The organism is Listeria immobilis, from assembly GCF_014322765.1.
Lineage (GTDB): Bacteria > Bacillota > Bacilli > Lactobacillales > Listeriaceae > Listeria > Listeria immobilis.
The window spans coordinates 24,002-36,543 of the sequence record NZ_JAASTZ010000010.1 but is presented as its reverse complement, the minus strand read 5'-3'; the positions used below and the strand labels follow the sequence as shown (position 1 = coordinate 36,543).

Annotated in this window: 12 protein-coding genes; all 12 read left to right on the top strand. The window is 35.8% G+C overall.

The window, feature by feature from the left end; all coding sequences use genetic code 11:
- The first annotated feature begins 63 nt into the window (after positions 1–63).
- The 12 genes from HCJ50_RS09095 (at position 64) to ppaX (ending at position 12,540) form a co-directional block, all read left to right on the top strand.
- A complete protein-coding gene (locus HCJ50_RS09095) occupies positions 64–450 on the top strand; it encodes a hypothetical protein (protein WP_185395644.1) in 387 nt (128 codons plus the stop codon).
- Between the two features lie 21 nt (positions 451–471).
- The gene (locus HCJ50_RS09090) at positions 472–1,119 is read left to right on the top strand and encodes an HD domain-containing protein (protein WP_185345661.1); all 648 of its coding nucleotides are present in this window, start codon (positions 472–474) and stop codon (positions 1,117–1,119) included.
- Positions 1,120–1,142: 23 nt separating this feature from the next.
- Positions 1,143–1,382 carry a CsbA family protein gene (locus HCJ50_RS09085; protein ID WP_185345659.1) on the top strand — a complete coding sequence of 80 codons (240 nt, stop codon included), beginning with the start codon at positions 1,143–1,145 and terminating at the stop codon, positions 1,380–1,382.
- 250 nt (positions 1,383–1,632) lie between these two features.
- On the top strand, positions 1,633–3,609 hold the full coding sequence (gene uvrB, locus HCJ50_RS09080) for an excinuclease ABC subunit UvrB (protein ID WP_185345657.1): 1,977 nt from the start codon (positions 1,633–1,635) through the stop codon (positions 3,607–3,609).
- Between the two features lie 7 nt (positions 3,610–3,616).
- Positions 3,617–6,484, top strand: coding sequence for an excinuclease ABC subunit UvrA (gene uvrA, locus HCJ50_RS09075; protein WP_185345655.1), 2,868 nt, complete (start codon positions 3,617–3,619; stop codon positions 6,482–6,484).
- A gap of 225 nt (positions 6,485–6,709) precedes the next feature.
- Complete coding sequence (locus HCJ50_RS09070) at positions 6,710–7,960, top strand: DUF4097 family beta strand repeat-containing protein (protein WP_185345653.1); 1,251 nt, start codon at positions 6,710–6,712, stop codon at positions 7,958–7,960.
- A gap of 64 nt (positions 7,961–8,024) precedes the next feature.
- Positions 8,025–9,224 (top strand): DUF4097 family beta strand repeat-containing protein, encoded by a 1,200-nt coding sequence (locus tag HCJ50_RS09065; protein WP_185345651.1) that lies wholly within the window; start codon positions 8,025–8,027, stop codon positions 9,222–9,224.
- A 23-nt stretch (positions 9,225–9,247) separates the two neighbouring features.
- A complete protein-coding gene (locus tag HCJ50_RS09060; protein ID WP_185345649.1) occupies positions 9,248–9,448 on the top strand; it encodes a PspC domain-containing protein in 201 nt (66 codons plus the stop codon).
- A gap of 8 nt (positions 9,449–9,456) precedes the next feature.
- Positions 9,457–9,810 carry a phage holin family protein gene (locus tag HCJ50_RS09055; protein ID WP_185345647.1) on the top strand — a complete coding sequence of 118 codons (354 nt, stop codon included), beginning with the start codon at positions 9,457–9,459 and terminating at the stop codon, positions 9,808–9,810.
- Positions 9,811–9,994: 184 nt separating this feature from the next.
- Entirely contained in the window at positions 9,995–10,933 is a 939-nt protein-coding gene (gene hprK, locus HCJ50_RS09050; RefSeq protein WP_003720795.1) for an HPr(Ser) kinase/phosphatase, read from the top strand.
- 87 nt (positions 10,934–11,020) lie between these two features.
- On the top strand, positions 11,021–11,854 hold the full coding sequence (lgt, locus tag HCJ50_RS09045; RefSeq protein WP_185345645.1) for a prolipoprotein diacylglyceryl transferase: 834 nt from the start codon (positions 11,021–11,023) through the stop codon (positions 11,852–11,854).
- Positions 11,855–11,886: 32 nt separating this feature from the next.
- Positions 11,887–12,540, top strand: a complete 654-nt coding sequence (gene ppaX, locus HCJ50_RS09040) for a pyrophosphatase PpaX (RefSeq protein ID WP_185345643.1) — start codon at positions 11,887–11,889, stop codon at positions 12,538–12,540.
- Positions 12,541–12,542 lie beyond the last annotated feature (2 nt).

The window sequence follows — 12,542 nt, the reverse complement described above, 5'->3', positions numbered from 1 at the left end:
TTATGCCAAATAAAGAGCAATTATGGTAAAGTAAGTAACAAATAAGAACATGGAGGAAATATTTTGAAGAAATTAACACCAATGCAAAAATTTATTGTTATTTCAGGGATTATCGTGATGATTATTATTTCCATTTTAGCAATTGTCTGGAATAGTAATCTTACTGTTGTTATTGTTTTGTCAGTAGTTCAATTTATTATTATTCAATTTGTTTGTTACGTAGGAATTTATGCACAAATGAAAGTTGGAACTGCACGCGGAACCAAACTTTTTAGTTGGGGGATTTTGACAACATTGTTATTTTCAGCCATCATTTTTATTTTTGCTACAGATAATTTTAGAACCTATTCAGCAGCAATGATCGCTTTAATTGGTTATTGTGCAGCGCTTATGATGCGTGAAATAGAAAATACGAATCCTGCAAATAAAAAGCAAAAGCGGGAGGAATAGAACGAAGAATGGAGGGATTATATGGGAATTCACCAATATTTCCAAAGTTTATCTGATTTAGAAAACATTTATCGTTGTCCGGGGAAATTTAAATACCAAGAACACTCAGTTGCTGAACATTCATATAAAGTGACTTCTATCGCCCAGTTTTTTGGAGCAGTGGAAGAGAGCGCTGGTAACGAAGTGAACTGGCGCGCATTATACGAAAAAGCATTAAATCATGATTATTCCGAATTATTCATTGGTGATATTAAAACTCCAGTAAAATATGCAACAACAGAATTACGTGAAATGCTTTCAGAAGTAGAAGAAAGTATGACAAAAAACTTTATTGAGCGGGAAATTCCTGAAACCTTTCAACCAATTTATCGGCATTTATTAAAAGAAGGAAAAGACAGTACGTTAGAAGGGAAAATCTTAGCAATCTCTGATAAAGTCGATTTATTATATGAATCTTTTGGCGAAATTCAAAAAGGAAATCCAGAAAATATTTTTGTGGAAATTTATAGTGAAGCATTAGCAACCATTTATGAGTATCGCGAAATGGAGAGCGTTAAATACTTTTTACGAGAAATTTTACCAGATATGCTTGCAGAAAAAGGAATTGAAAAAACAGAATTACCGCAGTTAACGACTGAAATAACAACAAAAGCATTGCGTGATGCATAAAATAAGAAAGAGGGGGATTTAAGATGGATCAAATTATATCTGCGCTTATTTTCCCTTGTTTGCTCGTTATTCTTTTTGCTAGAATTACTTATAATCGCTATGTAGCACTATTGCTTATGATAATTTTAATTGCTGCATCTGCAAAATTAGGTTATACGAGTTCCTATTGGTTAATTGTGATTGATGCTTTCTCGATGACAATTGGCTTTATACTTGCTACCTATATGCTAAACCGTTTAAAGAAGCGAGGCAGCGATTTTTAAAAAGCAAATAGATAGGTAGAAAAGCAAAAAAATGATAAAATAAAGAAAAGCGTGATCAACAGGTTGCGTTTTTTCTTTTTAAAAAAATACGAAAATATGTTCGGTTTTTGCTAGTCTTATTAAAATATTTATGATAAAATAGAAACATTAACGGATCTGAAAAAATCCGCTTTTTGCTTTGCGGGACTTTTCGTAAATGCAGTTTTTCAGAAGCCAAGATCGGACCAATATAAGATGGGGGGATTCCGAAGTGAAGGATAAATTTGAGTTAGTTTCTAAGTACAGTCCACAAGGAGATCAACCTAGGGCAATCGAACAATTAGTAACAGGCTTAAGAAAGGGCTTGAAACATCAAACTTTACTTGGGGCTACCGGTACAGGGAAAACATTTACTGTATCAAATGTGATTCAAGAAGTAAATAAGCCAACTCTTGTTATGGCTCACAATAAAACTTTAGCAGGGCAATTATACAGCGAATTTAAAGAGTTTTTTCCAAATAATGCAGTAGAATATTTTGTTAGTTATTATGATTATTACCAACCAGAAGCATACGTTCCACAGAGTGACACATATATCGAAAAAGATGCGAGTATCAATGACGAAATAGATAAGCTTCGTCACTCAGCAACTGCTGCGCTTTTTGAAAGACGAGATGTTATTATTATCGCCAGTGTATCTTGTATTTATGGTTTAGGTTCACCTATTGAGTATGGAGAAATGCTTGTTTCACTGCGAGTAGGCATGGAAATTAGTCGTGATCAACTACTTCGAAAACTAGTAGATATTCAGTATGATCGAAATGACATAGATTTTCAGCGCGGGCGTTTCCGTGTGCGCGGGGATGTGGTGGAAATCTTCCCAGCATCACGAGATGAACATTGTATGAGAGTAGAATTTTTTGGCGACGAAATTGAACGCATTAGAGAAGTAGATGCATTAACAGGCGAAATTATTGGAGAAAGAGAACATGTTTCCATTTTCCCTGCGTCTCACTTTGTTACACGACCAGATATTATGAAAAAAGCTATTGTAAATATAAAAGCAGAATTAGAAGAACGCTTAAAAGTTTTGCGAGCAGACAACAAACTGCTTGAAGCCCAACGACTGGAACAGCGCACTAATTATGATTTAGAGATGATGGAAGAAATGGGCTATTGCTCAGGAATTGAAAATTATTCTCGCCATTTATCACTTCGACCTGCCGGAGTTACACCATATACGTTACTTGATTATTTCCCAGATGATTTCCAAATGGTAATTGATGAATCGCATGTAACAATGCCACAAATTCGCGGGATGTTTAATGGTGACCAAGCGAGAAAACAAATGTTAGTAGATCACGGTTTTAGACTTCCGAGTGCGCTAGATAACCGTCCGCTTCGATTGGAAGAATTTGAAAAGCATATTAATCAAATTATGTTTATCTCTGCCACACCAGGTCCATACGAACTAGAAAAAAATCCAGATGTTATTGAGCAAATCATTCGACCAACAGGATTGCTAGACCCAATAGTTGAAATTCGTCCAATTCAAGGACAAATTGATGATTTATTGGATGAAATTAATGATCGAGTAGAAAAAAATGAACGCGTGTTGATTACCACTTTAACAAAGAAAATGTCCGAGGATTTAACCAACTACCTAAAAGAAGCAGGAGTAAAAGTCCAATATCTTCATTCAGAAGTAAAAACATTAGAACGAATTGAAATTATTCGTGATTTACGACTAGGTGTTTACGATGTTATAGTCGGAATTAATTTGCTTCGTGAAGGAATTGATTTACCAGAAGTATCTCTGGTTGCCATTTTAGATGCCGACAAGGAAGGCTTTCTCCGTTCAGAACGTTCACTAATTCAAACTATGGGGCGTGCTGCACGTAACGAAAATGGTCGTGTAATCATGTATGCAGACAAAATGACAGATTCCATGCGAAATTCTATTAGCGAAACAGAACGACGCCGTGGAATTCAAATAGAATATAATGAAAAACATGGTATTACCCCAATGACCATCAAAAAAGAAATCCGTGGTATTATAGCAGCAACATCTGCCGCAGATGAAAGAGAAGCAATAAAACAACATGATTTAAGTAAAATGTCTAAGAAAGAACGCGATGTCTTCATTGAAGGTATGGAACATGAAATGAAAGAAGCAGCCAAAGCACTTGATTTTGAACGCGCTGCTGAATTGCGTGATGCTTTACTGGAAATAAAAGCGGAAGGATGAAGCAAAATTGAATAAAGATAAAATAGTAATTCAGGGTGCGAGAGCCCACAACTTAAAAAACATTGATATAGAAATCCCAAGAGATAAGTTAGTTGTTATGACTGGCTTATCTGGATCAGGAAAATCTTCGCTAGCTTTTGATACCATTTATGCGGAGGGACAAAGACGTTATGTGGAATCATTATCTGCTTATGCACGTCAATTTTTAGGGCAGATGGATAAACCAGATGTGGATTTAATTGAAGGTCTTAGTCCGGCAATTTCTATTGATCAAAAAACAACAAGTCGTAATCCACGTTCTACAGTTGGGACAGTGACAGAAATTCATGACTATTTACGACTATTATTTGCGCGCGTGGGACATCCAATTTGTCCTAACCATGGTATTGAAATCACATCGCAGACAATTGAACAAATGGTGGATCGTGTGCTGGAATATCCTGAAAAAACACGCATTCAAATTATGGCCCCAATCGTTTCCGGAAAAAAAGGAACACATAAAAAAACAATAGAAGAAATAAAAAAAGAAGGCTATGTAAGAATTCGCGTTGATGGTGAAATATACGATATCAATGATGAAATCGAAATAGAGAAAAATAAAAAGCATTCTATCGAAATTATTATTGACCGAATTGTTATTAAAGAAGGAATTAACACTCGCTTATATGATTCCATTGAAGCGGCTCTTCGCTTAGCAGATGGTTATGCGGTTGTAGATATTATGGGCGAAAATGAACTACTATTTAGTGAGCATTATGCCTGCCCATATTGTGGTTTTTCAGTAGGTGAATTAGAGCCAAGGATGTTCTCTTTTAACAGTCCTTTTGGTGCTTGTCCGACTTGTGATGGGTTAGGAACAAAGTTAGAAGTAGATGTGGATACCGTGATTCCTGATAGAAGCTTATCACTTAACGAAGGAGCAATTATTCCTTGGCGCCCAATCAGTTCTCAATATTATCCACAAATGCTAGCTTCAGCATGTAAAGAATTTGGTATTGATATGGATAAACCATTTGAGCAACTATCTAAAGAAGACATGGACATCATTTTGAATGGCTCTAAAGATAAAGAATTTTATTTTGAATACAAAAATGATTTTGGAATGACACGTGAAACATGGATTCCTTTTGAAGGCATATTACCGAATATTGAACGACGCTACCGAGAAACAAACTCCGACTTCACCCGGGATCAAATGGCGCAATATATGACAGATTTACCTTGCCCAACTTGTAAAGGCTACCGCTTAAAAGAAGAAACACTTTCTGTAAAAGTAAATAATCATCATATTGGTCAAATTAGCGAGTTTTCCATTAACGAAGCATTAGCATTTTTTGATAGTCTAGCGCTTTCTGAAAAAGAAACACAAATTGCTGCACCAATCTTTAAAGAAGTTCGTGCTCGATTAGGTTTCTTAAAAAATGTTGGGCTTGAATATTTGACGATGAGTCGTGCAGCGGGTACTTTATCTGGAGGAGAAGCACAGCGGATTCGTCTCGCAACACAAATTGGTTCAAGGTTAACAGGTGTGCTTTATATTCTTGATGAACCATCTATTGGGCTTCATCAACGGGATAATGACCGTTTAATCAGCACATTACAAAGTATGCGTGATATTGGTAATACACTTATTGTTGTAGAACATGATGAAGACACGATGATGGCAGCTGATTATCTTATTGATATTGGCCCGGGTGCAGGTGAGCATGGCGGACGAATTGTTGCAGCAGGTACGCCAGAAGAAGTTTCCAATAATAAAAATTCCATTACTGGTGACTATTTGTCCGGCAAGAAATTCATCCCAGTTCCAGCAACACGTAGAAAAGGAAACGGACTTGAATTAGAAATAATTGGTGCAAAAGCCAACAACTTAAAAAATGTTAACACTAAAATTCCATTAGCAACTTTTTCATGTGTAACTGGGGTTTCGGGTTCAGGTAAAAGTTCTCTTGTAAATGAAGTACTTAGAAAAGCATTAGCAAGAAAACTAAATAGAAATCATGCAAAACCTGGGGAACACAAAGAAATCAAAGGAATCGAAAACTTGGAAAAAATCATTAATATTGATCAGTCACCTATTGGAAGAACTCCACGTTCCAATCCTGCGACTTATACAGGGGCATTTGATGATATTCGTGACCTATTTGCTAGTACTAATGAAGCCAAAGTTCGTGGCTACAAAAAAGGCCGATTCAGTTTTAACGTAAAAGGTGGAAGATGTGAAGCTTGCAAAGGTGATGGCATCATAAAAATCGAAATGCACTTTTTACCTGATGTCTATGTTCCTTGTGAAGTCTGTCATGGGAAACGATACAATGGTGAAACATTAGATATTCGTTATAAAGGAAAAAACATTGCAGAAGTTTTAGAAATGACAGTAGAAGAGGGCTTGGAATATTTTACTAACCAACCAAGAATAGCAAGGAAGTTACAAACGATAGTTGATGTGGGGCTTGGATATATTCGTTTAGGGCAACCGGCAACCACACTATCAGGAGGAGAAGCACAACGCGTTAAGCTTGCCTCTGAACTGCATAAACGCAGCAATGGGAAATCATTCTATATTCTGGATGAACCAACAACTGGTTTGCATGCAGATGATATTGGTCGACTTCTAAAAGTACTTCAAAGACTGGTAGAAGAAAATGGCGATACAGTTCTCGTTATCGAACATAATCTCGATGTTATTAAACAAGCAGATTACTTGATTGATTTAGGACCAGAAGGCGGGGACGGCGGAGGCCAAATTATTGCAACGGGGACTCCTGAAAAAATTGCTCGCTCGAAAAAGTCCTATACAGGTAAATATTTAAAACCCATTTTAGAACGCGATAAAGAAAGAACAGCAACAAAAATTTCTTCTGTTCAAAAATAATATTGAATCTCGCTTATTATTTAATAAGCGGGATTTTTATGTATAATAACCGTAAGAAAAAGATGATTACCAAACCACCCAAAGTCTAAACAAATAATCATCCTCTGGTTGTATGACAGAAATTATCTTTTCCTTCATAATAGAGACATAGATAAAACAGATAGCTCACTTGCCAATAAAAGCAAGACTAAAATAGTTTATCCGAAAGTATAGGAGGAAATGAAAATGGAAAACGAACGTAAACGTATTCTAGAATTAGTAAAACAAGGTATTATTTCGACAGAAGAAGCACTTACTTTACTTGAAAACATTTCTAAAAAAGAAGGTAAATCTGCTGCCACAGAAAATATCCGTCGTTCCACAGCACCAGCAGAAGAAGTGGAAGAAGAGCTAGAAGAAGAACCAACATTTGATTATAGTAAAGGATGGAATAATCAAGGTAATCCATATACCGCTCCAAAAAGACGCCAAAGACGCCCGGAACCAAGGGAAGATAATAAACAACAAGAAAAACAAAATGAAAATAATTCGAAAAATCAAGATGATTCCATGCGCAATATGGTGAACGACCTATCCCAAGCAGGTGAAAAAATCGGTTCATTCTTAAATAGCGCTTTTAAACAAGTGAAAGATATGCCGTTCCCGTTCTTAACATCTACAAAAATCGAACGAGATTTCGTTTATCATGATACAACACTTTCCATTCTAGAGTTTGAAATTGCCAATGGGAATGTAGAGTTTAAACCTTCAGATACAGATGATATTAAAGTTCATGCGATGATTAAACTTTTCAAAGAGTACCCTGAAGATGAAGCTCTTAAAATATTCTTTGACAAAACCACTTTACGCGTAGACGAAGAAACATTACGCTTCGAATCTACCTCTAAACAAATCGTTACAAACTTAACTGTGTATTTACCACGTAGAGAATATGATTATGTTTCTGTTAAAATGCTAAATGGGAACTTCCATATGGATGAGTTATCAGGACGAGACTTATTTGTTAAAACAACAAATGGAAATATAAGTATTGGAACATTAAATGCAACATTAGCCGAAATTGAATCTATCAATGGCAATGTTCGCATCCAAAATGGTGAAATTCGTGATGTTGCACTTAAAACTTTTAATGGTAATGTAGCAGTAAAAGGTAATTACTACTCCACTAATTTACAAACTAAGAATGGGAATGTTAACTATCAATTAACTGGTAACGAAGCAACCTTCTTAAAAGCGAAGACTGGTGCTGGTAATATTGAAGTACTTGTTCCTACTACAATTGGTGTAGATGGTCGTTTCCATACTAACCTAGGGAAATTACTTTTAGACTTAAAAGGTGCAGAAATACTTGAATCAAAAACAGAATCTGTAAGTAAATCGATTGTGTTCACTAAATTACCAGATGCAGCTGATTCTTCCCTTAAAATCGAAGCAGAAGCAACAACTGGTTCCGTGAAAATTCGTGAAGCAAAATAATTTAAAATCTAGCGCAAGGAAAGCGCGCTAGATTTTACATAGAAATTAGAAAGGAAGAACTAGCATGGATAAAAAACTAAGAAGATCAAGGGTAGACCGGAAAGTCGGTGGTGTTTTAGGTGGCTTGGCAGAGTTTTTAGGTATCGATGCCACACTACTACGACTTATATATATTGTAATTGCTATTATTACGATGAAGACTGGTATTGCAATTATCGCTTATATCATTGCCTTGTTTGTGATTCCTTCTGCTGATACAAGTAACGAAGAAGTTATAGAACGGCACCGTCGCCGCGTGGAGGAGAAAAGAAGACGCCATGCAGGACGTAATGAGGCAAGACAGGAAGTGCGAGAAGCAATGAGAGAAAGACACAACCATATGCATAAAAATAACCATTCCCATAATCACCCAAGAAGAAAAGAAGAGCGGCCACGACCAGTGCGTGAATTTAATTTTGACAATGTGACATTCCGTTCTTTTACAATTAGAATAGCGACAGGAGATGTGATTATCCGTTCTTGGGATAAAGATCAAATGAAAGTTCGTGCTGTATTAGCCGTACATGAAAAAGCACGCTCCATCCGTCAATTAAGTGAAGAAAAATTATGGGATTATTTCTTTAGCCAAACAATGCTAGATATTTCCACTGATAGTTTCATCTTTGAGTCTAAAAATGAATTATTAAAAACAGATTTAGTTATTACTATTCCAAAACGTTTATATGAACAAGTGAAGATTCAACTACTCAATGGGAACTTAAAATATGATGATACAGCGGCAGAAGATGCTATCATCAAAACACGTCATGGAGACATTCGTTCTTCGGGAGCTAGCGGTAAATTCCTTAGTACAGAATCAGCAGACGGAGAAATTTTCTTTAAACGTAGTACTGTTGAAAACGTTGATATGTCAACAGCTAAAGGAGATATTGCACTCCAAGGTAATTTCCTTACGACAATCGCCAAAGCTGCTCAAGGTGATGTGGAATATATTCTAGAAAATGAAACATCTTCAGCGGCAGATCTTGAGGCATTAAATGGAGATATTCGCATTCAAATTCCACCAACTTGGAATGTCGATGGCACACTTGGCACTAAAAAAGAAAAAATTTATTTCGATTTAAAAAATGCAAAAATTTGGGATGATGCTGAAAGAACCTTTGTATTCACCCAAAATGCGGAAGAAATAAGCATGGCAACTCTGCAAGCAAAAGTTGGAAATGGAATAATCAAAGTTTCTGAACTCGAAAATAAAAGTGTTTAATAACACGAAAGGAAGGGAAAACAATGAGAAAGTTATATAAATCTTCATCACAAAAAATGATTAGTGGTGTCTGTGGTGGACTTGCAGAGTATTTTGGAATTGAAGTAACGATTATTCGTTTAATCTGGGCAGGCCTAGCATTGTTTGCTGGCGGTGGAATTCTTCTTTACATTATCGCTGCAATCATAATTCCGAAAGCAACCCCTGAATCTGAATGGGAGTGAACTAAATTATGCGTTGGATTATTGGCGTAATCATCAACTCGGTACTTTTTGTAGCATTATCAGGATTCTTTACAAGTTTTCACGTAGATGGATTCACAACAGCGCTACTAGCGAGTTTTATATTAGCAATTCTTAATATGCTAATTCGCCCTATCTTACTACTTTTGACTTTACCGATCAATATTTTCACATTAGGGCTATTTACATTTGTTATTAATGCACTGATGCTTGAACTAACAACTTTCTTTATTGGAGATTCCTTCCAATTTGATAGTTTTGGGACAGCACTTATTATCGCTGCGATTATGGCATTTGCAAATATGATTATCAATTCCGTTTTATGGAGTAAAAATGAACATTAAACATTCCAGCTACATCTTGAAGTCAAATTGGCTTTGAAGTGTAGCTGGTTTTGCTATGTAGAGCCATTTAGAAAGAAAGAACTAGCTTGATTCCCTCGAAAGTGCTAAAATGAGAAAGAGCTTTGTAAATAATATTTTATAGAAAATAGTGACGGACTTTTATAATTCATTTGGAGGTACTTGCATGACAAAATCGGTTACAGTAAAGGATTTAGTAGAACGACTTAATTTAGAATTAATTTGTTCAGAAAAGGGACTTGAACGGCCAATTTTAACAAGTGATTTATCTAGGCCAGGATTGGAACTCACAGGATTTTTCTCCTATTATCCAGAAGATCGAGTGCAACTTTTTGGAATGACAGAAATTTCTTTTTCAGAGGGCATGGAACCAGAAGAACGACTTAAAAGGTATCGACAAATGTGTACAAAGCGAACTCCAGCTTTTGTGATTTCCAGAAATTTAGAAGTACCAAAAGAGTTAGTGGAGGCGGCAAAAGAAGCTGGTATTCCTGTACTTCGTTCGCGCCTTAAGACGACACGTTTATCCGTTTATATTACAAATTACTTGGAAAGTAGATTGGCACCAGTAATTTCTATGCATGGCGTTTTAGTGGATATATATGGTTTGGGTGTTTTAATTACAGGTAGTAGTGGCGTTGGTAAAAGTGAAACGGCATTAGAACTTGTAAAACGCGGCCATAGACTGGTAGCCGATGATAATGTTGAAATCCGCCAAGAAGATGAAATGACATTAATTGGCTCTTCACCAGCAATTATTGAACATTTACTAGAGATACGTGGACTTGGAATTATAAATGTAATGACATTGTTTGGAGCGGGTGCAGTTCGCTCGAGTAAGAAAATAACAATTGTTGTGCACCTTGAAAATTGGGATCCAGATAAGCATTATGATCGTGTTGGATTAGATCAAGAGAAAACAAAAATCTTTGACATGGATATTCCAAAAATTACTGTCCCAGTTCGTCCAGGGCGAAATTTATCTGTTATCATTGAGGTAGCAGCAATGAATTTCCGCTTGAAAAATATGGGTTATAATGCGGCGGAACAATTTACACAAGACCTTAACAATTTAATAGGTCATAATAGTAGTATGAATGATTAAATAAATATAGAGAATATCTCCGCAGCCTAACAGAAATTAAAATAACTTTGTTTGGTTGCGGAGCTGTCTTTTGAAAGTAGGGGAACTATGGAAAATGGTATACAGCCACTTGATCCGGTGGCAATTCAACTGGGAAATATTTCTGTTAAATGGTATGGGGTAATTATTGCTTCGGCTGTTGTGATTGCACTTATTCTTGCCTTAAGTGAGGCAAGTAAACGTAAAATGGATAAAGAAATCATTGTTGATTTACTTATATGGGCGATTCCAATTTCCATTATTAGTGCACGGATATATTATGTTGTTTTTGAATGGGATTTTTACAAGAATAATTTAAGTGAAATTGTGAAGATTTGGCATGGTGGTATTGCGATTTATGGAGCTTTAATTGGAGCAGTACTAACAGCAGTTATTTTCTCTAGGATAAAGAAAATTTCGTTTTGGCAATTAGCAGATGTGGTCGCTCCAAGTTTAATAATTGCACAAGCGATTGGTCGTTGGGGAAACTTTATGAATCAAGAAGCTCATGGAGCAGAGACAACTAGGACTTTTCTTGAAAACTTACATTTACCAGAGTTTATTATCAACCAGATGTACATAGATGGCGCTTATTATCAACCAACATTCTTATATGAAAGTCTATGGAATGTACTAGGATTTGTTATATTATTAATTATTCGCCGCACGAAAATACGGCGCGGGGAGCTTTTCCTTAGTTATGTAATTTGGTATTCATTTGGGAGATTCTTTATTGAAGGAATGCGGACAGATAGTTTGATGTGGGGCGATTTCCGAGTTTCACAAGTGTTGTCTGTATTATTAATTATTTTATCAATTGGAATAATTGTATATCGTCGTCTAAAAATGAATCCACCTTATTATATGGAAGATAAGTACGGAAAAATAACGAAGAAAAAATAAAGTTTTAAGTTTGTTCTAGAAAGGAAGAAATTATGACTGAGAAAATTACTACCTTGTTGTTTGACTTAGATGGCACGCTGATAAATACAAATGAGTTGATTATTAAAACTTTTCAAGCGACGTTTCAAGAATTTTTACCTGATCGTGTTTTTACAAGAGAGGATATTTTACCATTTATTGGACCTTCATTGATGGAAACATTTCGTGAAATAAATCCAGCACATGCAGAAGAAATGCGCGTTTTTTATCGTGAATACAATTTAAAGCATCACGATGATTTGATTTTGGAATATGATGGAGTTTATGAAGCAATTCGAGCTTTATATGAAGAGGATTATAAATTAGGAATTGTTTCAACAAAAATGTACGATACAATTATGCGTGGTCTAAAAGTGACAGGATTAGATAAATTTTTCCAAGTGGTGATTGGATTAGATCAAGTATCTAATGCTAAACCAGATCCAGAAGGTATTGAGATGGCTTTGTCTTTACTTAATGCAACAAAAGAAGAGGCAATTATGATTGGTGATAATTATCATGATATTGAAGCGGGGAAAAATGCAGAAACATTAACTGCTGGCGTAGCATGGGCAATCAAAGGACCAGAACACTTAGCACAATTTCAACCAGACTTTATGTTAACAAAAATGGGTGACTTGCTTGCGATTGTTAGGGACGAGGAATAAAT